The 23,321-nt window shown below is 71.7% G+C and carries 15 protein-coding genes; 5 read left to right on the plus strand and 10 right to left on the minus strand.

The genetic code is table 11. The features are described from left to right. Positions 1 to 506: 506 nt before the first annotated feature. Positions 507 to 1,667: a glycosyltransferase 87 family protein gene (locus tag AB0K65_RS10620; protein ID WP_365715433.1), complete on the plus strand. Its 1,161-nt coding sequence runs from the start codon at positions 507 to 509 to the stop codon at positions 1,665 to 1,667. A 165-nt stretch (positions 1,668 to 1,832) separates the two neighbouring features. Here AB0K65_RS10620 and AB0K65_RS10625 read toward each other — a convergent pair whose 3' ends face one another. Continuing rightward, complete coding sequence (locus AB0K65_RS10625) at positions 1,833 to 6,794, minus strand: NAD-glutamate dehydrogenase (protein WP_365715402.1); 4,962 nt, start codon at positions 6,792 to 6,794, stop codon at positions 1,833 to 1,835. 431 nt (positions 6,795 to 7,225) lie between these two features. Here AB0K65_RS10625 and AB0K65_RS10630 point away from each other — a divergent pair, with 431 nt between their 5' ends. After that, positions 7,226 to 7,780: a DJ-1/PfpI family protein gene (locus AB0K65_RS10630; RefSeq protein ID WP_365715404.1), complete on the plus strand. Its 555-nt coding sequence runs from the start codon at positions 7,226 to 7,228 to the stop codon at positions 7,778 to 7,780. A gap of 287 nt (positions 7,781 to 8,067) precedes the next feature. Here the strand turns inward: AB0K65_RS10630 and AB0K65_RS10635 are convergent, their stop codons facing one another. Together AB0K65_RS10635 and AB0K65_RS10640 are read right to left on the minus strand one after the other, a co-directional pair. Continuing rightward, complete coding sequence (locus AB0K65_RS10635; RefSeq protein ID WP_365715405.1) at positions 8,068 to 8,742, minus strand: HAD family hydrolase; 675 nt, start codon at positions 8,740 to 8,742, stop codon at positions 8,068 to 8,070. Positions 8,743 to 8,919: 177 nt separating this feature from the next. Continuing rightward, positions 8,920 to 9,426, minus strand: coding sequence for a hypothetical protein (locus AB0K65_RS10640; protein WP_365715406.1), 507 nt, complete (start codon positions 9,424 to 9,426; stop codon positions 8,920 to 8,922). Positions 9,427 to 9,702: 276 nt separating this feature from the next. On the opposite strand from AB0K65_RS10640, the gene AB0K65_RS10645 reads away from it, so the two are divergent. Then, a complete protein-coding gene (locus AB0K65_RS10645) occupies positions 9,703 to 10,446 on the plus strand; it encodes an Rv3235 family protein (RefSeq protein WP_365715407.1) in 744 nt (247 codons plus the stop codon). A gap of 119 nt (positions 10,447 to 10,565) precedes the next feature. On the opposite strand, the gene secA is transcribed toward AB0K65_RS10645, so the two are convergent. Next, the gene (secA, locus tag AB0K65_RS10650; protein ID WP_365715408.1) at positions 10,566 to 13,379 is read right to left on the minus strand and encodes a preprotein translocase subunit SecA; all 2,814 of its coding nucleotides are present in this window, start codon (positions 13,377 to 13,379) and stop codon (positions 10,566 to 10,568) included. 239 nt (positions 13,380 to 13,618) lie between these two features. Between secA and AB0K65_RS10655 the strand changes: the two genes are divergently transcribed. Both AB0K65_RS10655 and AB0K65_RS10660 read left to right on the plus strand, forming a co-directional pair. Then, on the plus strand, positions 13,619 to 14,200 hold the full coding sequence (locus AB0K65_RS10655) for a GNAT family N-acetyltransferase (protein ID WP_365715409.1): 582 nt from the start codon (positions 13,619 to 13,621) through the stop codon (positions 14,198 to 14,200). A 183-nt stretch (positions 14,201 to 14,383) separates the two neighbouring features. Then, positions 14,384 to 15,577 carry a crosslink repair DNA glycosylase YcaQ family protein gene (locus AB0K65_RS10660; protein ID WP_365715410.1) on the plus strand — a complete coding sequence of 398 codons (1,194 nt, stop codon included), beginning with the start codon at positions 14,384 to 14,386 and terminating at the stop codon, positions 15,575 to 15,577. A gap of 33 nt (positions 15,578 to 15,610) precedes the next feature. Here AB0K65_RS10660 and AB0K65_RS10665 read toward each other — a convergent pair whose 3' ends face one another. The 6 genes from AB0K65_RS10665 to mtrA all read right to left on the minus strand — a co-directional run bounded on the left by AB0K65_RS10665 (position 15,611) and on the right by mtrA (position 22,949). Then, positions 15,611 to 16,366 carry a response regulator transcription factor gene (locus AB0K65_RS10665; protein ID WP_365715411.1) on the minus strand — a complete coding sequence of 252 codons (756 nt, stop codon included), beginning with the start codon at positions 16,364 to 16,366 and terminating at the stop codon, positions 15,611 to 15,613. 204 nt (positions 16,367 to 16,570) lie between these two features. Beyond that, positions 16,571 to 17,251: a ribosome-associated translation inhibitor RaiA gene (gene raiA, locus AB0K65_RS10670; RefSeq protein ID WP_365715412.1), complete on the minus strand. Its 681-nt coding sequence runs from the start codon at positions 17,249 to 17,251 to the stop codon at positions 16,571 to 16,573. A 329-nt stretch (positions 17,252 to 17,580) separates the two neighbouring features. Beyond that, a complete protein-coding gene (locus AB0K65_RS10675; RefSeq protein ID WP_365715413.1) occupies positions 17,581 to 18,336 on the minus strand; it encodes a ComF family protein in 756 nt (251 codons plus the stop codon). 78 nt (positions 18,337 to 18,414) lie between these two features. After that, complete coding sequence (locus tag AB0K65_RS10680) at positions 18,415 to 20,184, minus strand: LpqB family beta-propeller domain-containing protein (RefSeq protein WP_365715434.1); 1,770 nt, start codon at positions 20,182 to 20,184, stop codon at positions 18,415 to 18,417. A 94-nt stretch (positions 20,185 to 20,278) separates the two neighbouring features. Then, positions 20,279 to 22,270, minus strand: a complete 1,992-nt coding sequence (mtrB, locus tag AB0K65_RS10685; protein WP_365715414.1) for an MtrAB system histidine kinase MtrB — start codon at positions 22,268 to 22,270, stop codon at positions 20,279 to 20,281. Position 22,271: 1 nt separating this feature from the next. Next, positions 22,272 to 22,949: a two-component system response regulator MtrA gene (gene mtrA, locus AB0K65_RS10690; RefSeq protein ID WP_009333493.1), complete on the minus strand. Its 678-nt coding sequence runs from the start codon at positions 22,947 to 22,949 to the stop codon at positions 22,272 to 22,274. Positions 22,950 to 23,321: the final 372 nt, after the last annotated feature.

Below are 23,321 nucleotides of genomic sequence, written 5' to 3' on the forward strand. Positions count from 1 at the left end.
CGGCTTCGGCGCGAGGCGAGGCGAGGCGAGGCGAGGCGATTGGCCTGATCGGTTCGAACAATTGAGGGAATCGCCGAGGAAACGATGCCCGCCCGGGTCCGGCCGGCCCGGCGGCGGAGGTGGTGGACGCGCACGAGGACGTCACCAGGACGGCGGGACAAAAAGGGAGATAAGGCCACCAAGCGCCATAGAGTGCAGTTCCGATGACGACGCATCGAGACTCCACCCCAGCACCCCCGCCCGGCAGCGCCACCGGCACCCCGGGCCCGGTCGCCGAGCCCGGAATCGAGCCCGGCACCGGCTCGCGGACCGACCCGCGGACCGGCACCGGCTCGCGGACCGGCACCGGCTCGCGGACCGGCTCCGGTGACCGGGCGGAGTCGCCGCCCGGCTGTGCCCCCGCGCCCCCCGGACTCACCGGCTCGCCCTTCGAGTCGGAGACGTTCACGGCGGCCACCTTCGTCGCCGTCGGCCGCGGCCCCTGGATCGCCCTGGCCGTCGTCTGGATGGTCACCCGGGCCGGCATGCTGCTGCTCCTGCTGCGCGACAGCCTGGGCGTCGGCGGCGTGGGCCGCGAGGTGCACGTCCTCTACCAGCACTGGTACCGCCAGTTCGCGCACGGCACCTTCCCGGTGGGCGACGTCACCTGGCAGTACCCGCCCGGCGCCGGGCTCGTCATCATGTCCCCCGGCGCGCTGCCCTGGCTCACGTACTTCCAGGCCTTCGTCGCCCTCACCCTCCTCGCCGACGCCGCCGTGGTCCTCGCCCTCGCCCGCGCGGACAGCCACCGCCTCACCCACGGCTCCTGGGTCTGGGTCTGCGGTCTGCCCCTGCTCCTGCACCTGCCCCTCGCGCGGTACGACGTGCAGGTCACCGCCCTCGCCGTCCTCGCCCTCCTCGCGATGAAGTCGCGGTTCGCCGTCGGCCGGGTCCTCGGCGGGGCCCTGGCCGCCGTCGGCGCGCTGGTCAAGGTGTGGCCGGTGCTCACACTGATCGGCACCCCCCGGGGCCGTACCACCCGCGAGACCTGGACCGCCGCAGCCGTCACCGCCGCCGCCCTGCTCACCACCCTGGCGCTCTGCTTCTCGGACTCCCTCGGCTTCCTTCGCCAGCAGGGCAGCCGTGGCGTCCAGATCGAGTCGCTCGGCGGCACCGCGCTCGCGCTGGGCAGGGCGTCGGGCGTCTGGCCGGGGACCGTGGAGTACCGCTACGGCGCCTTCGAGTACGTCGGCCCGTACGTCTCCAGCATCGGCCGGTTCGCCCTGCTCCTGACCGTCCTGGCCTTCGTCTGGCTCCTGCTGTGGCGACTGCGGGCCCGCACCTGGACCGCGGCCACCCCCCTGGACGCGGCGCTGGCCGCCGTCCTGCTCTTCACCGTCACCAGCAGGGTCATCAGCCCCCAGTACATGGTCTGGCTGCTCGGCCTCGCTGCCGTCTGCCTCACCTGCCGGGAGACCGTGATGCGCCCGGTGGTGCTGCTGCTCCTGCCGGCCGCGGCGCTCAGCTCGCTCGCGTACCCCGTCCTCTACGACGAGGTGGTGGCCGGCACCGACCGGGGCCTGGCGGTCATGGTCGTCCGCAACGGCCTGCTGCTCGCGGCGGCAGTCGTGGCCGCACGGCGCCTGTGGACGGCGTCGGTCGCCGTGCGCCAGGACGACGACGTGTGAGGGACCGAGGTCCGAGCCCCGAGGCCGAGGAGGCCGGCAGCCAAGGGGCCGCCAGCCAAGGAGCCGGCGGCCGGGAGGCCGACGACCACAGGCACACGGCCACAAGGCGCCCGGCGAAGGGCCCCGCCGGAAACCCGGCGGGGCCCTTCGCCGTCACTCGGCCGGTCAGGTGTGGGCGCGCAGCAGCTGGCGCATCGTCCGCATCGCCACCGACAGGTTGGCCAGGTCGAACGTCTCCGAGCCCTGGATCTCCTCCAGGGTCGTCCGCGCCCGCCCCAGGATGGCCGCGTTCCTCTGCTCCCAGGCCTTGAAGCGCTCCTCCGGCGTCGAGGTGTCGTCGCCCGCCGACAGCACGTCCGCCGTGAGGGCGGCGTGCGCGGCGAAGAGGTCCTCGCGGATGGAGGCGCGGGCCATCGACTGCCAGCGGTCCTCACGCGGCAGTTCGATGATCCGGTCCATGAGCTGGGTGATCCGCAGCCGGTCGGCCAGGTCGTAGTAGACCTCGGCGACCGCCATCGGGTCCTGGTCCGTACGGTCCGCGATCGCGACGATGTCGAGCGTCGGGAAGGCGGAGGAGAACCCGGCGACCCGCAGGGCCAGCTCCTCCGGGACGCCCTCGGACGTCAGCTCGTCCAGGATCGACTGGTACCACTCCAGGTCCGCGCCGCGCAGCAGCTGCGGCAGCTCGCCCCAGACCCGCTCGACCCGCTCGCCGAAGAAGCCGATGGTCTCGGCGAGCTGGAGCGGCTGCGGCCGGTTGCCGAGCAGCCAGCGCGTACCGCGCTCGACCAGACGGCGGGAGTGCAGCCGCATCCGGGTCTGCACGTCGGCCGGGACCCGGTTGTCGAGCGCCTCGACGGCGTCCCAGACCTCGCCGAGCCGGAAGATGGCGCGGGCGGCGGTCTGCGCGCGGACGATCTCCTCGATCGACGCGCCGGTCTCCTCGCGGAGGCGGTGCAGGAAGGTCGAGCCACCGCTGTTGACGGTGTCGTTGACCAGGATCGTGGTGATGATCTCCCGGCGCAGCGCGTGGGTGTCGATCGCCTCCGGGAACTTCTCGCGCAGCAGCGTCGGGAAGTACTCGTGGAGCAGTCCGCGCAGGTACGGGTCGTCCGGCAGCTCGGTGTGGATCAGCTCGTCGGCCACCGTGATCTTGGTGTACGCGAGGAGGACGGCGAGCTCCGGCTGGCTCAGGCCCTTGCCGCTGTTGAGCAGCTCGCGGATCTGCCGGTCGTTGGGCAGGAACTCCAGCGCGCGGTCGAGGTGTCCGTCGCGGCCCAGTCGGCGCATGAAGCGCTGGTGGGCGTGGAGCAGCGACGGCGACTGGGCGACGGCGTTGGCCAGGGCCACGTTCTGCGCGTAGTTGTTGCGCAGGACGAGCCCGCCGACCTCGTCGGTCATCTCCGCGAGGATGATGTTGCGCTGCTTGACGGTCATGTCGCCTTCGGTGACGAGCCCGTTGAGCAGGATCTTGATGTTGACCTCGTGGTCGGAGGTGTCCACACCGGCGCTGTTGTCGATGGCATCGGTGTTGACCTTGCCGCCCTCGCCGTCGGGGCCGCCCTTGCGGGCGAACTCGATGCGGCCGAGCTGGGTCAGACCGAGGTTGCCGCCCTCGCCGACGACCTTGACCCGGAGGTCCTCGCCGTTGACGCGGATGGCGTCGTTCGCCTTGTCGCCGACGTCGGCGTGGGTCTCGGCGGCCGACTTGACGTACGTGCCGATGCCGCCGTTCCACAGCAGGTCGACGGGGGCGTGCAGGACGGCCTGCATCAGCTCGGCCGGGGTCATCTTGGTGACGCCGTCCGCGATGCCGAGGGCCGCGCGCATGGCGGCGTTGACCGGGATCGACTTGGCGGTCCTCGGGTGGATCCCGCCGCCCGCCGACAGCAGCGCGGTGTCGTAGTCGGCCCACGAGCTGCGGGGCAGCTCGAAGAGGCGGCGCCGCTCGGCGTACGAGACGGCCGCGTCCGGGTTCGGGTCGATGAAGATGTGCCGGTGGTCGAAGGCGGCGACGAGCCGGATGTGCTCGGAGAGCAGCATGCCGTTGCCGAAGACGTCGCCGGACATGTCGCCGACGCCGACGACGGTGAAGTCCTCGGTCTGGGTGTCGTGGCCCAGCTCGCGGAAGTGCCGCTTCACGGACTCCCAGGCGCCGCGGGCGGTGATGCCCATGCCCTTGTGGTCGTAGCCCGCCGAGCCGCCGGAGGCGAAGGCGTCGCCGAGCCAGAAGCCGTAGGCGACCGCGACCTCGTTGGCGATGTCGGAGAAGGTCGCGGTGCCCTTGTCCGCGGCGACGACGAGGTAGGTGTCGTCCTCGTCGTGGCGGACCACGTCGACCGGGGGCACGACCTCGCCGGCGACGAGGTTGTCGGTGATGTCGAGCAGCGCCGAGATGAAGGTCTTGTAGGAGGCGATGCCCTCGGTCATCCAGGCGTCGCGGTCCACGGACGGGTCCGGGAGCTGCTTGGCGACGAAGCCGCCCTTGGCGCCGACGGGCACGATGACGGTGTTCTTCACCATCTGCGCCTTGACCAGGCCGAGGATCTCCGTCCGGAAGTCCTCACGCCGGTCGGACCAGCGCAGACCGCCTCGGGCGACCTTGCCGAAGCGCAGGTGCACGCCCTCGACGCGCGGCGAGTACACCCAGATCTCGAACGCCGGACGGGGCGCGGGGAGGTCGGGGATCGCCTGCGGGTCGAACTTCATCGAGACGTACGCGTGCGGCCTGCCGTCCGCGGACTTCTGGAAGAAGTTGGTGCGCAGGGTCGCCTTGATGACGGTGAGGAAGGAACGGAGGATCCGGTCCTCGTCGAGGGAGGCGACCTGGTCGAGGGCGCCGTCCAGCTCCTCCAGGAGCCCGTCGGTCAGCTCGGTGCCGGCGCGCTGGCGCTCCGGGGACATTCGCGCCTCGAAGAGCGAGACGAGCAGCCGGGTGGTGTGGACGTTGTCGCGGAGGGTGTCCTCCATGTAGTCCTGGCTGAAGGTCGAACCGGCCTGGCGCAGGTACTTCGCGTAGGCGCGCAGCACCATCGCCTGACGCCAGTTGAGGCCGGCGGCGAGCACCAGCGCGTTGAAGCCGTCGTTCTCGGCCTCACCGGTCCAGGTGGCGGCGAACGCCTCCTGGAACCGCTCGCGGGCGTCGTCGGCGAGGTGGTCGCCGTTTCCGGTCGGCATCCGCAGGCCGAAGTCGTAGACCCAGGCGTGCGTACGGTCGGCGCAGCGCAGCTCGTACGGCCGCTCGTCGACGACCTCGACGCCGAGCCGGTTGAGCACCGGCAGGACGGCGGAGAGGGAGACCTGGGGACCCGTCTTGTAGATCTTGAAGCGGCGCTCGCCGGGGCCCGCGCCGACCGGCTCGTACAGCGAGAGCGCGAAGTCCTTGCCGGTCCGGCCGAGCTCTTCCAGGCGGACCAGGTCCGCGACGGCGGCGCGGGGCGAGTGGTCCGCCTTGTAGCCCTCGGGGAAGGCGTTGCCGTAGCGGCGCAGCAGTTCGGCGGCGCGTTCCTCGCCGAGTTCGGCGTTCAGGGCCTCGCCGAAGCCGTCGGCCCAGGACCGGGCGGCCTCGACGAGCCTGGCCTCGATGCGGTCGGCGTCGGCGTCGGTCAGCTTGGCGAGTTCGGTGCCGGGCTTGACGCGGACGACGAAGTGCAGGCGGGAGAGGATCGATTCGGTGTTCCAGGCGGTGAAGTCGACGCTGGTGCCGTCGAGCTCCTCCTTGAGGATGTCGATGATCCGCAGCCGGACGCCGGTGGTGTAGCGGTCGCGCGGGAGGTAGACGAGGGCGGAGTAGTAGCGCCCGTACTCGTCCTGGCGCAGGTAGAGCCGCAGGCGCCGCCGCTCCTGGAGGTACAGGACGCTGGTGACGATGGACCGCAGCTGGTCGACCGGGGTCTGGAACAGCTCGTCGCGCGGGTAGGTCTCCAGGATCTGGAGCAGGTCGCGGCCGTCGTGGCTGTTGGGCGAGAAGCCGGCGCCGTCCAGGACCTCCTGGACCTTGCGGCTGACCACGGGCACGCGGCGCACGGACTCGGTGTACGCGGCGGAGGAGAAGAGGCCGAGGAAGCGGCGCTCGCCGATGACGTTGCCCTCGGCGTCGAACTTCTTCACGCCGATGTAGTCGAGGTACGAGGGGCGGTGCACCGTGGAGCGGCTGTTGGCCTTGGTGAGGATGAGCAGCTTGTGCTCACGCGCCTTGGCCCGGGCGTCGGCGGGCAGCCGGCTGAAGGAGGGCGAGACCGGGGCGTGGTGGTCGCCCTTGCCGCTGTGGTGCGGGTCGGAGCGCAGGATGCCGAGGCCGGTGCCGGGGACGGCGGTCAGCGCGTCGCCGTCGACCAGCTCGTACTCGCGGTAGCCGAGGAAGGTGAAGTGGTCGGCGGCGAGCCAGCGGAGCAGTTCACGCGCCTCCTCGACCTCGGTGGGGCGCAGGTCGGAGGCCATGGGCTCGTCGGGGAGCCCGTCGGCGATGCGCATCGCCGCGTCGCGCATCTTCTCCCAGTCCTCGACCGTCTCGCGGACGTCGGACAGGACGCGGAGCAGGTCGGCGGTGATCTGCTTGAGGTCGGAGCGGTCGGTCTCGCGGTCGATCTCGACGTGGATCCAGGACTCGACGAGCGCGTCGTGCGGGAGTCCGGCCTTGGCCGTCCCGCCGTTCTCGGCGGTGAGCACCTCGACGAGCTTGCCGGTGACGTCCCGGCGGACGAGGACCTGCGGGTGGATCACGACGTGGATGCCGCGGCCCTGGCGGGAGAGCTCGTTCGTCACGGAGTCCACGAGGAAGGGCATGTCGTCGGTGACGACCTCCACGACGGAGTGGCTGCAGGTCCAGCCGTTCTCCTCCACCGTCGGGGTGTGGACGCGCACGTTGGCCGTGCCCTGCGGGCGGTTCTCGGCCAGCCGGTAGTGCGAGAGCGCGGCGCCGAAGACGTCCACGGGGTCGCGGTCGGTGAGGTCCTCGGGCGCGGTGTGCAGGTAGTAGCGCTGGAGGTAGTCGAGCAGGGTGTCCCGGTCGGGCCTCTCCCCGTGCTCGGGCCCCGTCGGAAGTCGCCCCCCGACCGGGCTGTTCTCAGCTACCCGAGCGGCCCTCTCGAGCAACTCGGCCTTGGCTTCGTCCAGCTTGGTCTGCATGTCCTCTGGCTCCTGTCGCGCGCCGTTGCGTGACGTCGGTGGAAGAAAGGACACAACGCCACGACGCGGGTGTACCGGTCGAAGACGACGTTATGCCGCGGTGGGAGATGTCCGAGCCGGATTCGGCCACAGTGCGCGGCGCGCTCGGACGGTGAAGGCCGGCGAACGCCCTGTCGGCCCGGCCGCTGTCGCGGGCCGGGCGGAGGCCGGGGGCTTCGCTGCCCCCACGGCGTATCGCGCTGATCACGGGAAAAGCCTATCGCTCCCTCCCCCCGACCCGTCATGAGCCGTATGTGTACAAAAGCGGGGGTGGAAGTTTGACGTTATGGACAGCGACGAAAGTCCTCTTGGCAAAGCGCGGTGCCGCCGGGAGTGTGACGGCGATACTACGAAGCGTGAGGCACCACCACCACCGGATGTGGGAGTCGTCAATGGCGAAGATCTTGATCGTGACCGGGGACGCGGCGGAGTCGCTGGAGGTGATGTACCCGTACCAGCGGCTGCTCGAAGAGGGGTACGAGGTCCACATCGCCGCGCCCGCGCGGAAACAGCTGCGCTTCGTCGTGCACGACTTCGAGCCGGGCTTCGACACGTACACCGAGAAGCCCGGCTACACCTGGCCCGCCGACCTGGCCTTCTCGGAGGTCGATCCGGGCGACTACGTGGCGGTGGTGATCCCGGGCGGCCGGGCGCCGGAGTACCTCCGCAACGACCCCGAGCTGCGCAAGATCCTGAAGTCCTTCTTCGACGCGGACAAGCCGGTGGCCCAGATCTGCCACGGGCCGCTCCTGACGGCCGCGATCGGCGGTCTGGAGGGCCGCAGGGTGACGGCGTATCCGGCCCTGGAGCTGGACATGCAGGCGGCGGGCGCGAGCTTCCAGGACACCGAGGCGGTCGTCGACGGCACCCTGGTGTCGTCCCGCGCCTGGCCGGACCACCCGACCTGGATGCGCGAGTTCCTGAAGGTCCTGCGCGCCAAGGGCTGAGGCCGCCCGGAAGGCGGGACGGGCCGCTTCCGACGCCCTGGGGGCGGGGCGGCCCGCAACCCTCAGCCAGGGGCGGCGCGCCGCACGGGAGGGCAGGCCGCTTCCGACGCTGGGGGCCGCACCCGGCCCGCGCATCCCTCGGCCGGGGGCGGGCGCGCCGCCCGGCGGGGCGGGGACGGGCGCTTCCGGTGCCCGGCCCGCCCTCCGGACCGGCATCCGCCGCGCTTTCCAGGACCATGGCCCCCGGCCCTGCACCGGCGCCCTCGGGCCGCCGCCGCTGTCCGGCCCTAGACCAGCTCTTCCGCCACCGCGACCGCCTCCGTGAGGGAGTCGACGACCGGCACGCCTACGGCCTCCAGGCTGGACCGGCTGTGGGACCCCCCGGTGTAGAGCACGGCCCTGGCGCCGACGTGCGCCGCCGCCAGGGCGTCGTCCGCCGCGTCTCCGATGACCACGATCCGCTCCGGCTCGACGCCCTGGAGAGCTGCGAGGTGGCGCACCATGTGTCCGGCCTTGCCCGCCGTGGAGGTGCCGATCCGCCCGTCCACGCGGACGAACCGCTCCTCGATCCCGTGGCGCCGGACCAGCGGCACCAGCTCCGCGTGCGGGGCGAGGGAGAGCAGGGACTGGGTGAACCCCGACGCCTGCCGGGCGGCGAGCAGCTCCGCCGCCCCGGCGGTCAGACCGCAGCCGTCGGCCCGCTGCCAGTAGTGGCGGTGGAAGATGCCGTCCATCAGCGCCCACTCCGCCTCGGTGGGCAGCCGTCCCATCAGCCGTTCGTAGAACTTCGGCACCGGCACCGTGTACAGGTCCCGGTACCGGGCGAGCGTGATCGGCGCCAGGCCCAGCTCGGCGAAGGCCGCGTTCGTCGCGTCGATGACGGCCTGGATGTCGTCGAGCAGCGTGCCGTTCCAGTCCCAGACCAGATGCTTGCCCCGCCGCTTCGTCCCGTGCTTCCCCATGCGAAGACGGTACCGGCACGCTCCGACAACCGTTCCCGGCCGGCGGGAGCGGGGTGCGATGGGGCGTCGGCGCGACCACACCTGAGGGCGGCCGCGCCCGACGGCCCGGGTCCGAGGCGGCCCGCTGCCCGCCGGCCCGCGCGGGCACCGCCCGCGCGCCCGCCGGAACGCCGTACGTCAGGCCAGCAGGCCCGGGATCTCCTGCACGCCGAACCAGAGCAGCTCGTGGTCCTCCGCGCCGTCCACCGTGAACCGGGCGTCGTCGTCGCCCTGGTCCGCCGCGCCCAGCGCGTCGGCTGCCGCCGAGACGTCCGCCTCGGCGTCGTCCGCGTCGGCGTGCACGGCTGCCGCCTTGGCCAGCGGTACGGCTCCGGCGATACGCACCTCGCCGAGGGAGCCGGCGTCCAGTCCGCGGTCGGGGTCGACCACGGCGTCCTTGTCCGGCACGTCGACGGCGACGACGATCCGGCGCCGGGCCGCCGAGGGGTCCCCGGCGAGCATGCGCAGGGAGGCGGCCGCCGCCCGGTTGAGCGCGGCGTACTCCAGCTCCTCGATGTCGTCGGAGACGTACCACTCGCGCAGCACGGGGGTGACGGCGTAGGCGGTCAGCGGGCCCGGGCCCAGCTCGCCCGCCTTGTGCGCCTGTGCGAGACCGGGGAGGGTCAGGGGGACGTACACGCGCATGGCTGGCCGCTTTCGTAGTCGGAGGACGCACTCAGGATACGTGCGGAGTCCCCCTTCGGGGCTGCGGGGCCGCCCTCTCGCCGGTCATCCGCACGCATGCCCCGGCCTCGGCTCCCGCAGCCTCCCGCACCCGCCGTCTCACCCGGATAGGTGAATCCCGAAGGCCCCCGCCCCGTCGACCGTCGCGCCTTGCGAGGGCTCGGAGCCTGCCCGTACAAGATCCCCAACAGAAGTTACCGCCCGGTAGACCAACGGGCGCGAGGGACGGGGACGCCCATGGACAGCACCGCCACCACGACGGCCCGCGCAGCGCGGAGCACGCCGCCCGCCACCACCGCCCCGGGCTCCTCGGCGGCCGGTCGCCCGGCCCCGGCGGGCGCGACCACCCGCCCCCGGACACCCCGCCCCCGCTCCGCCCCGCGCGGCCCGGCCGGCACCGGCCCCCGCGGCTCCGCCGGTACCCGGCCCGCCGCCCCGCAACGCCCCCGCACGGCGCCGCTCGCCCTCCCGCCGCACACCGTCTTCGCCGAACGTCTCCTCGCCGTCCTGACCGGCGACCGGCCCGTCCACTGGATGCTCGGCCGGACGGTCGGCGCGGCCTACGAACAGCTGGTCCGGCTGGCCCCGGCGACACCCCTGCGATCCTGCGGCCCCCGCCCCGTGCTGCGCCGCTGCTCCGTCCACCAGCCACGGCCGGGGGCCGTCGAGGCATTCGCGAGCATCGCCGTCGGCGACCGGGTCAGGGCCCTGGCGTTCCGTCTGGAGCGCGGCGCGGACGGCCGCTGGCGCTGCGCCGCGGTCGAGGTGGACGGCCTCGGAGACGGGTCGGGGAACGGGCTGGGGAACGGACCCGCGAACGGATACGGCCCGGGGAACGGGCCCGCGAACGGATACGGGCCGGGCCACGGCCTCCAGCACGGCAACGCCGACGGATCGGGGAGCGCGAGCGTCTCCCGGAGCGGAAACGGCCCCGGGAACAGCCTCCCCGCGCGCGTGCCCGCCCAGGCCACCCGGACATGACGAAGGGGCCGTCCACCTCACCGGGCGGCCGGACATGACGAAGGGGCCCTCCACCTCACCAGGTGTCCGGCCCCTTCGCTTCACCGCCGTGGGCGACCGCCGTGCGGCCGCCGTCGGTGTTACTTCTTGCGGCGACGCCCGCCGCTGCTCTTCTGCGCCTTGCGCCGCTCCGCGCGGGTCATGCCGTCACCCGAGGAGGCGCCGTCGGCGATGAAGTCGCCCTCGACGACCGAGCCGTCCCCGTCCACCTTCGGCGCGGAGAAGTGCAGCCGGTCCGGCCGCTGCGGGGCGTCGAGCCCCTTGGCGCGGATCTCCGGACGTCCGGCACCGGCCGGCACCGCGTCCTTCTTGTCCAGCGAGGTCCGGCCGGCCTCGTCCTGCACCGGGACCTCCTCGACCTGCTGCTCGACCTGGACCTCCAGGTTGAACAGGTAGCCGACGGACTCCTCCTTGATGCCCTCCATCATGGCGGTGAACATGTCGAAGCCCTCGCGCTGGTACTCGACCAGCGGGTCCTTCTGGGCCATCGCGCGCAGGCCGATGCCCTCCTGGAGGTAGTCCATCTCGTAGAGGTGCTCACGCCACTTGCGGTCGAGCACGGACAGCACCACACGGCGCTCCAGCTCGCGCATGATGTCCGAGCCGAGCGACTTCTCCCGGGCCGCGTACTGCTCGTGGATGTCGTCCTTGACGGACTCGGCGATGAACTCGGCGGTGATCCCGGCGCGGTCGCCCGCCGCCTCCTCCAGCTCCTCGACGGTGACCTTCACCGGGTACAGCTGCTTGAAGGCGTTCCACAGGCGGTCGAGGTCCCACTCCTCCGCGAAGCCCTCGGCCGTCTCCTGGCGGATGTAGTCGTCGATCGTGTCGTTCATGAAGTGCTGGATCTGCTCGTGCAGGTCCTCGCCCTCCAGGACACGGCGGCGCTCGCCGTAGATGACCTCGCGCTGCCGGTTGAGGACCTCGTCGTACTTCAGGACGTTCTTGCGCGTCTCGAAGTTCTGGGTCTCCACCTGCGACTGCGCGGAGGCGATCGCGCGGGTGACCATCTTGTTCTCGATCGGCACGTCGTCCGGAACGTTGGCCATGGCCATGACGCGCTCGACCATCTGCGCCTTGAACAGCCGCATCAGGTCGTCGCCGAGGGAGAGGTAGAAGCGGGACTCGCCCGGGTCTCCCTGACGGCCCGAACGGCCGCGCAGCTGGTTGTCGATACGGCGCGACTCGTGGCGCTCGGTGCCCAGGACGTAGAGCCCGCCGAGGGACTTGACCTCCTCGAACTCCGCCTTGACGGCCTTCTCGGCACGCTCCAGGGCGCCGGGAAGGGCCGCGGCCCACTCCTCGACGTGCTCGACCGGGTCCAGACCCGCCTGGCGCAGCTCCGCCTCGGCGAGGTCGTCCGGGTTGCCGCCGAGCTTGATGTCGGTGCCTCGGCCGGCCATGTTGGTGGCGACCGTGACGGCGCCCTTGCGGCCCGCCTGGGCGACGATCGTCGCCTCACGGTCGTGCTGCTTGGCGTTGAGGACCTCGTGCTGGATGCCCCGCTTGGACAGCTGCTGCGAGAGGTACTCGGACTTCTCGACCGACGTCGTGCCGACGAGGATCGGCTGGCCCTTCTCGTGCTTCTCCGCGATGTCGTCGACGACGGCGGCGAACTTGGCGACCTCGGTGCGGTAGATCAGGTCGGACTGGTCCTTGCGGACCATCGGCTTGTTCGTCGGGATCGGGACGACGCCGAGCTTGTAGATCTGGTGGAACTCCGCGGCCTCGGTCATGGCCGTACCGGTCATGCCGGAGAGCTTGTCGTAGAGACGGAAGAAGTTCTGGAGGGTGATCGTGGCGAGGGTCTGGTTCTCGTCCTTGATGTCCACCCCTTCCTTCGCCTCGATCGCCTGGTGCATGCCCTCGTTGTAGCGGCGGCCGGCGAGGATACGGCCGGTGTGCTCGTCGACGATCATGACCTCGCCGTCGATGACGACGTAGTCCTTGTCCTTCTTGAACAGTTCCTTCGCCTTGATGGCGTTGTTCAGGTAGCCGACGAGCGGGGTGTTCACCGACTCGTAGAGGTTGTCGATGCCCAGCCAGTCCTCGACCTTGGCGACGCCGGACTCGTGGATGCCGACGGTGCGCTTCTTCTCGTCGACCTCGTAGTCGCCGGTCTCCTCGATGCCCTTGAGCGGGTTTCCGGCCTCGCCGCGGGTCAGGCGGGTGACCAGCTTGGCGAAGTCGCCGTACCACTTCGTGGCCTGGTCGGCCGGACCGGAGATGATCAGCGGCGTCCGGGCCTCGTCGACCAGGATGGAGTCGACCTCGTCGACACAGGCGAAGTTGTGGCCGCGCTGGACGAGCTCGTCCTTGGACCACGCCATGTTGTCGCGCAGGTAGTCGAAGCCGAACTCGTTGTTCGTGCCGTACGTGATGTCGCAGGCGTACTGCTCACGGCGCTGGGCCGGCGTCATGTTGGCCAGGATGCAGCCGACGTCCAGGCCGAGGAACTTGTGGACGCGGCCCATCATCTCGGAGTCGCGCTCGGCGAGGTAGTCGTTCACCGTGATCAGGTGCACGCCCTTGCCGGACAGCGCGTTCAGGTACGCCGGGAGGGTGCCGACGAGGGTCTTGCCCTCACCGGTCTTCATCTCGGCGACGTAGCCGAGGTGCAGGGCGGCGCCGCCCATCAGCTGCACGTCGTAGTGGCGCTGGCCGAGGACGCGCTTGGCGGCCTCGCGGACGGTCGCGAAGGCCTCGGGGAGCAGGTCGTCGAGGCTCTCGCCGTCGGCGTACCGTTGCTTGTACTCCTCGGTGAGAGCCCGCAACTCGGCGTCGGAGAGGTTGACGAAGTCCTCTTCGATGGAGTTGACCTGGTCCGCGATGCGGTGCAGTTTGCGCAGGATCTTGCCTTCGCCTGCACGCATGAGCTTGTTGAAGACGGACACTGAGGCTGGTCTCCTTGCCGGTCGGGCCTGGCACTGGGTCTTGTCATGACTCGGGCGCGGGCACGGCAGGTGGTCCCCACCGCAACGGCCATCGTAAGCGAGACCGCCGCCGCGCCGGGAGGCCCGCAGGCCCGAAGGGTCACCGCCGCCCGGAAAGACAACGCACCAGAGGCACGGAAGGTGCCGCGGCGACCCGAAAAGTGTTCGCGTCGCGCCCGCCCGGTCACCACAATCCCGTCATGGAACCGATCACCCTCACCACCCCCCGCCTGGAGCTGCGCGTCTTCGTCCCGGACGACGCGGACGAGGTCCACACCGCCTGTCAGGACCCCGACATCCAGCGCTGGACCACCGTGCCGTCCCCCTATACGCGGCAGGACGCCGAGTACTTCCTCACGCGCGTGGTCCCCGACGGGTGGCGGGACGACACCGAGTACACCTTCGCCGTACGCCTCCGGGAGGGCGGCCCGGTCCTGGCCGCGGCCGGCCTCCACCACCCGCGCTCCGGCTCCTGGGAGGTCGGTTTCTGGACCGCCAAGGAACACCGCGGCCGCGGCTACATGACGGAGACGGTCCTCGCCCTGGCCCGCTGGGCCTTCACCGAGCTGGACTGCACCCGGCTGGAGTGGCGCGCCGAGGTGGGCAACACGGGTTCCCGCGCCATCGCCGAGAAGACCGGCTTCACGATCGAGGGCGTGCTCCGCGCCGGCCTGCCGAACAAGGGGACGCTGCGCGACAGCTGGGTCGGCTCGCTCCTCCCGTCCGACCTGGGCCTGGCCGGCACCACGCCCTACCTGCCGGCCCCTCGGACCGAGGACTGACCGCCTCCGGCCGCTCCTCGGGCCGCGGGGCGACCGCACCGGGCCGCTGGGCCACGGGGCACGGGCTGCGACCCACGCCGCGGGCCGCGAGGCACGGGCTGCGGACCGGGGACCGGGGACCGGAAGCGGCGCCTCCCCGGGGCCCGGGGCGGACTGTCAGTGCCTGCCTCTAGGGTGCGGATCATGACGACTGTGCCGCCGCCCGCTGTCGAACTGTCCGCCGACGACGCCCGCCGGATCGCCCTGCGCGCCCAGGGCCTGCTCGGCGCACCGGACCGCCGCGCCGGTGTGCGGGGCGTCCTGCGCCACCTCGGCCAGGTCCAGCTCGACACGATCTCGGTCCTGGCGCGCTCGCACGAACTCATCCCGTACGCGCGCCTGGGCGCCGTGGGCCGTACGACGGTCGAGGAGGCGTACTGGAGCGGCGCGGCCGCCGACGGCGCGTCCGGAGCGCGCCCGCACGCCTTCGAGTACTGGTCGCACGCCGCCTGCATCCTGCCCATCGAGGAGTGGCCGCTCTTCGCCTTCCGCCGCCGCGCCTACCGCACGCGCCCGCAGTGGTACCACGACCTGCCGGACGGGGCCTACGACGCGGTGATCGGGCAGCTGCGGGCCGAGGGCCCGCAGACCGCGACCGAGCTGGGCGGCGCGAAGAACAAGGGCGAGTGGTGGGACTGGTCCGAGTCGAAGATCGCCGTCGAGCGGGCACTGATGTACGGCGAGGTGGTCTGCACCGAGCGGCGCGGCTGGAAGAGGGTCTACGACCTCGCGGAGCGCGCCATCCCCGTCGACCTGCTCCACGACGACCTCGACGACACCGAGTGCCTGCGGCGGCTGGTACGGCAGGCGGGCGAGGCGCTGGGCGTGGGCACGCGCGCGGACATCGCCGACTACCACCGGATCAAGGGCGAGGCGTTCGACGCCGTGGTCGAGGCCTCCGGGCTCGTGCCGGTCACGGTGGCGGGCTGGGGGAAGCCGGCCTGGGCGGATCCGGCGGCCCTGACGAGCGAGCCGCGCGGGCGGCACCGCACGACGCTCCTCTCCCCGTTCGACTCGCTGATCTGGGAGCGGGCGCGGACGGAGCGGATCTTCGGGTTCACCCACCGGCTCGAGGCGTATGTACCCAAGCAGAAGCGGGTGCACGGCTATTTCGCGATGCCGCTGCTCTCGGGCGGCCGGCTTCTGGGGCGGGTCGACCCGGCGCGTGACGGCAGGACGCTGGTGGCCAAGCAGGTGTCCCTGGACTCTCCGAAGGCCGTCGGTGCGATGGCGAAGGCTCTGCGCGAGGCGGCCGAGTGGGTGGGCTGCGACAGCGTGCGGATCGAGCGGGCGGAGAGCCCCGAGATGGCCGCGCGCCTCACCGCCGCCCTCTCGTGACCCCGCCCTCCGCGGTCCCCGCCCGGTCGCCCCTCATCTGATCTCGAGGATCTTCTCCCGCATCGCGTAGACGACCGCTTCCATCCGGGAGTGCAGCTGGAGCTTTTCCAGGATGTTGCGGACGTGGTTCTTCACCGTGTTCTCGGAGATGAACAGTTCCTTGGCGATGTCCCGGTTGTTCATCCCGGTCGCCACGAGTTTGAGCACTTCCAGCTCGCGGTCGGTCAACCGGGGCGCGGGAACGAGCCGGCGCTCGTCCGTCCGCTGGATCATCGATTTGAACTCGGTGAGGAGTTTGGAGGCCATCGAAGGGCTGATCTGCGACTGGCCGTCGGCGACCGCGCGAATGGCCGTGGCGACCTCGTCGGTGGAGATCTCCTTCAGGAGATAGCCCGTCGCGCCCGCCTTGATGGCCTCGTAGAGGTCGGCCTCCTCGTCGCTGATCGTCAGCATGATGATCTTCGCGCTGGGGGCGACCTCCTTGATGGAGGTGCAGGCCTCGATCCCTCCGCGCTTGGGCATGCGGACGTCCATCAGCACGATGTCGGGCAGCAGGTCCGCCGCCTTGTCGACGGCCTCGGCCCCGTCACCCGCCTCGCCGACGACCTGGATGTCCTCTTCCTGGGCGAGGACGATCTCGAGTCCGCGCCGGAAGAGGGCGTGGTCGTCCACCACGAGGACTCGGATCGGCTCCTTGCGGCATGCCCCGCTGTCCGAATCCGATCCCTCCGTACCGGCCGCACGATCGGGCTCCCGCCCGCTGTGCACCGGCCCGAAGCTGTCCGCCATCGTTCCTCCCCCTGAGGCCGTGGCCTGAAGTCGTGTTCGGTCCTCCAACCACTGGCCATGAGGCACCGGTTGGCGTGCACGCCATGATTTCATGCCCGGACGTCAGCGCGGTGATCCTGTGGTCGCACGGGGGTGCCCCTGGGGGCGCACGGGGCGCTCCAGGGGCACCATGAGGGACACGTGTGGGTGACGCGCCGCGGCGGATCAGCCGCCGAGGGCACCACCGGCGCCGCCGCCCTCGGCAAGCGGGTCGCTCTCCAGGTGGATGACGCCGTAGTCGTACGCGTGTCGCCGGTAGACGACACTCGGCTGCTTGTTGTCGGAGTCGACGAACAGATAGAAGTCGTGCCCGACCAGCTCCATCTCGTAGAGCGCCTGGTCGAGGGTCATCGGGGCGGCCTTGTGGGTCTTCTCGCGGACCACCAGCGGGCCGTCGCCCTGCACTTCGAGCGAGCCGATCATCTTGGTGGGAACCGCGTCGGACTCCTCGCCCACCAGCTCGCCGTTGCCGTTGAGCTGTGCGACGCCCGGCACCACGTCGCCCACCTCGGCGGCCGACAGCCTGCCGGTGCCGCGGCGCGTGTGCCGCTTGTCGTGCTGCTTGCGCAGTCGCGCCTCGAGCTTGTCGCTCGCGAGGTCGAGCGCTGCGTACGGGTCGCCTGCCGCCGCTTCCGCCCGGATCACCGGGCCTCGGGAGTGGAGGGTGATTTCCACGCGGTCGGACCGGTCGGCCTGCCGCGGGTTGTGTTCCTTGGACACCTCGACGTCGAGGCTGATCACCTTGCCGTCGAGCTTCTGGATCCTGTCCAGCTTCAGCTTCTCGGCCACGTGCTTGCGGAACCGCTCGGGTACCTCTGTCTTGCGGCCCTTGACGACGATGTCCACGCAGAACTCCGTTCCCGGATCGCCCAGACCGGCACCCTGGCCGCTGGGCCTCTCCCTTTGCACCAGACTCCGATGTTCACCGGAGTCTCGGACTTGGCGACTTTCACCTCCTCCTCCCCAGTCGGCAAGATCCCCACCCCACCGACCTGAGGTTAATTCGCCCTGAACTCCGTCCTCTAGGCGCACCCGTGCATTCTGTGAGGGATGGCCTGCGCCATTCCTCACAACCGAACATAGCTCGTTCGGACGGGTGTCGGCACCCGCTGCGGTCACATACCTCCGTTCGGGTGTTTCCACCTCTTACCACCTGCAACGATGCGAGTTCCCCGTCAGTTCCTGTTTATTTCGAACGACGACGGAGAAGTGGCGACCACCGCCGCCACCGGTTGTACGAAACCCCTATCCGCACCGGCGCCGGGTAATCCTGGAATGAACGACCGATGTACGGCACGCAGTGCCCGCGCCGCTTCGGCCAACGAGGCACCGGTGGTCATCAGATCGTCCACCAGGACGACCCGTCCCCGCCCCACGAGCCGCGAGCCGCCGGAGCGGACCTCCAGCGCCCCGGCCAGGTTGGCGAGCCGTCCCCGGGCGTCGAGCCCCGACTGGTCGGCCACCGCACCACGCTGGCGCAGCAGCGGAATCACCCGGGCGGCGCGTCCCGAACGGCGCAGCCTTCCCGCCGCGGCCAGCGCGATCCGCCGGGTCGGGTCGTGACCACGCGCGCGCACGGAACGCCGCGACGAGGGCACCGGTACGAGGAGGAGGGGAGCGGCCTCGGAGGTCTCACAGGGGCCGGCAGCGGCCGTGACGGCATCGGCCAGCGCCTCGCCCAGGGGCCCGGCCAGGAACAGCGCGCCGCGCTCCTTGTGAGCGAGGAGCACGGACCGTACGGCGTCGGCGTACGGCGCCGCCGCGTGCACGGGCGGCAGCCCGGCCGGCACGGGAAGGGGCCGCACCCGGCGGGGGCCCGCCTCCGTCAGCTCCGCGCGGCACGGCGGGCACAGCTCCGTACGGGCCCTGCCGCAGCCTCCGCAGGCGACCGGCAGCACCAGCCCGGCGATCTCGCGCCACCACCCCCGCATGGCTCCACTGTCCTCCTGCCGGCCCCGGCCGGCCACCCCTGTGGACAACCGGCCGCGGCCCGCGGAGGAGCGGGTGAACTACCCCGGATAGACGGGCGCGGAGCCCGACACCTTGGCCAGCCGCTGCCAGTTCGCGCCCGGTACGAGCCGCACGATGCCGTCGTTGCCGGACTCGGCCACGACGGGTGCCCGGTCGTCGTTCGGCGCGGCCACCGCCGACACGCCGTTGAGCCCCGGCAGCAGCGACGAGGACGACGTGGCACCGTCGGTCTGGATGTAGCGCACCTGCTGGACGCCGCCGGCCTCCTTGCCGACCACGACCAGCCGGCTCGGGCCGGCCCACGACACGGCCGTGACGGCCTCCATGTGCGGCGCCACGGGCTGCAGCGCGTCGACCGACACCGTCTGCTTCCCGCCGCCGTCGCGCTCGACCCGCCCGATCTTCAGCGTGGTGCCGCCGTCCTTGCCCTTCAGCAGCAGCGCGACCCGCACCCCGTCCGCCGAGACGCGCAGGGATTCGACCCGGTCCCCGTCCGCCAGCCAGGGGGTACGGACCTCCACGGGGTCCCCCTCGCCGTCCGGCACCATCCACAGGCGCGGCTTCACGGGATCCCGGTCCGCCACCCACAGATCGCCCCGGCCGTCCCAACTCGGCGCGGAAAGCCGGTCCTCGGGCCGGGCCGCGTTGCTCCGCACCAGCGCCGGACGCAGCTCGTGGTCCGTCAGGATCGACGCCACGCGCAGCTCACGGCCGTCCTTGCCGACCCCGGCCGCCCGCCGCTCGTCACGGTCCACCGCGACCGACCCCAGCGGCATCACGCCGTCACCGAACGGTCCCAGCGTCCCGTCCTGCTGCTCGTTCGCCTTGTCCCCGACCGGCACGGCCATCAGCTTCCCGGTCGCGTCGACGTAGAACGGGTTCTCCGCCCGCCCCGTGTCCCGGACCGGCGCGTACTCCATCGCCGCCTGCTTGCCCAGGGAGCACAGCTTCCCGCCGTCCGAACCCCGCTGGAGTTCCACCTGCTCCACGCGTACGGACGTCAGGTCGCCGAGCGTGAAGAGCAGCTGCGCCGCCATCCGCCGGCACACCACGCCGCCCACGTGGTCGGCCTTGCCGTTCAGCGGCACCCTCAGCGTGGACTGGTCGTCCGTCGACAGCGACGTGACCCCGTCCTTCAGCGCCGTCCCGGAGGGGAAGCTCGAGTCGACGGCCGGCTTCAGCCAGTTCGTCGGCCCCTCCAGCAGCGCCTTGACCGTCTGGGTCACCGGGTCCATCCGGGTGACCGGATCCTGGCGCTGACGGATGTAGACCGGGTCGGCGACGACCCAGTCCTGCCCCGACGCGAAGTAGTAGGTGTCGACGGAGCGGTACGTCCGCTGGAAGTCGGCCTCGCTGAGCACCAGACCCGGCGGCAGGCCGTCGATCCGCCACTCCTTGCCCTTGCCGTCCGCGGTGGGCTGCTGCACCACGTGGATGGAGTCGCTGAAGTCCGCCGGACCGACCGGCTTGTAGGCGTGCCGGGCGTCGACGGTGGCGATCTGCCGGCCCTTGATGGGGTACGAACGCCCGGAACCTCCGGGGTCGGTGACCCGGTCGGCCTGGCCCCGGTCCGGAGCCGTGGTGAGGACCGTGATGCGCTGCTCCGGCTTCCACGCCCGCGCGGCCGGCCTCGTCAGGTACTTCCGCGCCGTCGCGAAGCCGGGGTCGTCACTGGTCATGGCCTCCAGGAAGCCGTCGACGATCTCGGCCGGGTCCGCGTTCTCCCGCGGCTGCACGGCGTACACCCGCACCTGCGCGTCGCCCGGGTCGGAGGCCCGTACGTTCCGTACGTCCCCGCTGTCGGGCATCGTCGCGCAACCGGCCGTCACCAGCGCCCCCGCGAGCGCCACGAGCACCCGCACGGCTCTGCCACGTCCCCGCCCCGGGTGCCGCCTTCGGGAGTCAGCCCCCACGTGTCCCGTCCTCCCGCTCGGCGTTCGTCGACGCCATCGCCTCACTGCCCTCGGTCTCCCCCGCCGTCCGCGGGACCACCCGGGCCCCGCTGCCCGGCAGGGCCGTCGGATCCGCGGTGGGCCGCGGCGCCCCGGGTATCCGCGACGGAACGGCCAGCCCCGCACGGTCCCCGGCGGGCTGCGCCGGCACCGACGACAGCCGTGCCCCGTTCTCCCGCGCCCGCCCGGCGGCGGCCTCCTCGCGGTTGCGCCGCGAGTCCTCCGGCTCCAGCGGGATCGGGGAACCGCGCAGCGGCTCGTCCGCCGTGCGCGGCAGCGTCAGCCGGAACTGCGAGCCTCCGCCCGGCTCTCCCCACGCCTGCAGCCAGCCGCCGTGCAGCCGCGCGTCCTCCACCGCGATCGACAGGCCGAGGCCCGTACCGCCGGTGGTCCTCGCGCGTGCCGGGTCGGCGCGCCAGAACCGGTTGAAGACGCGCGTCGCCTCGCCCGGCTTGAGCCCCACGCCGTAGTCCCGCACGGCGACCGCGACGGCCCCGCCCGCGGACGCCAGCTTGACGATCACGTCCCGGCCCTCGCCGTGCTCGACGGCGTTGACCACGAGGTTGCGCAGGACCCGCTCCACGCGGCGGGCGTCCGCCTCGGCCACGACCGGCTGCTCGTCACCGACGACCACGATCCGGCCGCCCTTGCGCTCGGCGAGCGGCTCGGCGCCGCCGATCACCCGCCGCACGACCTGACGCAGGTCTATCGGCTCGGCCTCCAGCGCCGCCGCGCCCGCGTCGAAGCGGCTGATCTCCAGCAGGTCGGCGAGGAGCGACTCGAAGCGGTCCAGCTGGTCGCCGAGCAGCTCGGCCGAGCGGGCCGTGATCGGATCGAAGTCGACCCGCGCCTCGTGGATGACGTCGGCCGCCATCCGCACCGTCGTCAGGGGCGTCCGCAGCTCGTGCGAGACGTCCGAGACGAACCGCCGCTGCATCCGGGAGAGCTCCTCCAGCTGCTGGATCTTGAGCTGGAGGTTCTGCGCCATCTTGTTGAAGGCCTCACCGAGCCGGGCGATGTCGTCCTCGCCTGTGACCTTCATGCGTTCCTGGAGACGGCCCGCCGAAAGCCGCTCGGCGATCCCGGCCGCCATCCGCACGGGGGTGACGATCTGCCGCACCACCAGCCACGCGATGGCGCCGAGAAGCACCACCACGAAGAGGCCGGCGGTCGCGAGCGTGCCCTTCACGAGGGTGAGGGAGTCCTCCTCCTGGCTCAGCGGGAAGAGGTAGTACAGCTCGTACTGGGTGCCCTCGGCGTCGTTGAGACGCTTGCCGACCACGAGGCCGGCCTCCGATGCCTTGCCGTCGGTGTAGTGGATCCGGGCGTACGTCTGGAACGTCCCGGTCCCCTGCGCCACGGAGTGCCGCAGATCGCCGGGGATGCTCGTGGCGGGGTCCACCTCGCCCGAGGCGCGGGCACCACGGCTCGCGGCGCCCTCCGAGCTCTCCTGGGACAGCGCGACGACGTTGTAGGCGCTCTGGCCACCACTGGCGAGCTGCTCGACCAAGGTCGAACGCCAGGTCAGGGAAGCCCCCGCCCGGGCGCCGTCCTGGCCACCCGGCACGGACGGCGTGCTCGCCGCCTTGTCCTGCGCGGCGGAGAACCCGCCGGCGGCCTGGCTCTGGGCGGCCCTCTCCTTGGCGTCGAGCAGGCCGTTACGGACCTGGCCGATGACGACCAGGCCGAGGAGCAGGACCACACCCAGCGACATCAGCAGGGTTCCCGCGACCACGCGGAGCTGGATGTTCCTGCGCCACAACCGCACGGCGGGCAACAACGGGCGGCGCACCCAGCGCGAGAAGAGCCGGAGCACGGGTCCGCCCGGCGCCCCGCCTTGAAGCAGACGGCCGAATCGCGAGCCCCCCCGTCCCGGTCCGGCAGTCCGCCCCGCCCGGACCCCCGGCTCGCCGGGCTTCGGAGCAGTACTGCCAACGCTCATGTCAGCTCGGCCCCGCCTTGTAGCCGACTCCCCGGACGGTCACCACGATCTCCGGGCGCTCCGGGTCCTTCTCGACCTTCGAGCGCAGCCGCTGCACATGGACGTTCACCAGCCGGGTGTCGGCCGCGTGCCGGTATCCCCACACCTGCTCGAGGAGGACCTCGCGGGTGAACACCTGCCACGGCTTACGGGCCAGCGCCACGAGCAGATCGAACTCCAGCGGCGTCAGGGCGATGGACTGCCCGTCCCGCTTCACCGAGTGACCGGCCACGTCGATGACCAGGTCACCGATGGCCAGCTGCTCCGGCGCGGGCTCCTCGGACCTCCGCAGCCGCGCCCGGATCCGGGCGACGAGCTCCTTCGGCTTGAACGGCTTGACGATGTAGTCGTCAGCCCCGGACTCGAGACCCACGACCACGTCGACGGTGTCGCTCTTGGCCGTCAGCATCACGATGGGCACGCCGGACTCGGCCCTGATGAGCCGGCACACCTCGATGCCGTCCCGTCCGGGCAGCATCAGGTCCAGCAGCACCAGGTCCGGTTTGGCCTCCCGAAAAGCGGCAAGCGCCTTGTCACCGTCCGCGACGAACGACGGCTCGAACCCTTCACCCCGCAGCACAATCCCGAGCATCTCGGCCAGTGCGGTGTCGTCGTCGACGACAAGAACGCGTCCCTTCATATCGACATCATCCCATTTCCGTATCAGTCCCGAGGCGGCTGGTGAGATACCTCACTGACCTGCGGTGACGTCCGTGATTGCGCGCCGTGAGCTGCCGGTTTCCGTGGGTGTCGACGTCGGACAGAGATGTCACCCCCGTGGCCGCCCAGAACCGTACCCTGCGCGGCCGCCCCGGGCCCATGCCCGAGAAAGGGATCTCCCCACTCGGCCAGACGAGTGCACCCAGGGAGCTCCGCCCACGTCCCGGAACTCCGGCCGGACGACCCACCGACAGGTCACCCCGGCCCTCCCGCAGACCGCCCCGGCATCCCCTCCCGCCGTCGCCCCAGCCCACGAGGCGGACCTGTGAGACGACTCCGCCCCCGACAAGGG

Origin of the sequence: Streptomyces sp. NPDC053755 (assembly GCF_040677675.1) — a bacterium.
GTDB lineage: Bacteria > Actinomycetota > Actinomycetes > Streptomycetales > Streptomycetaceae > Streptomyces.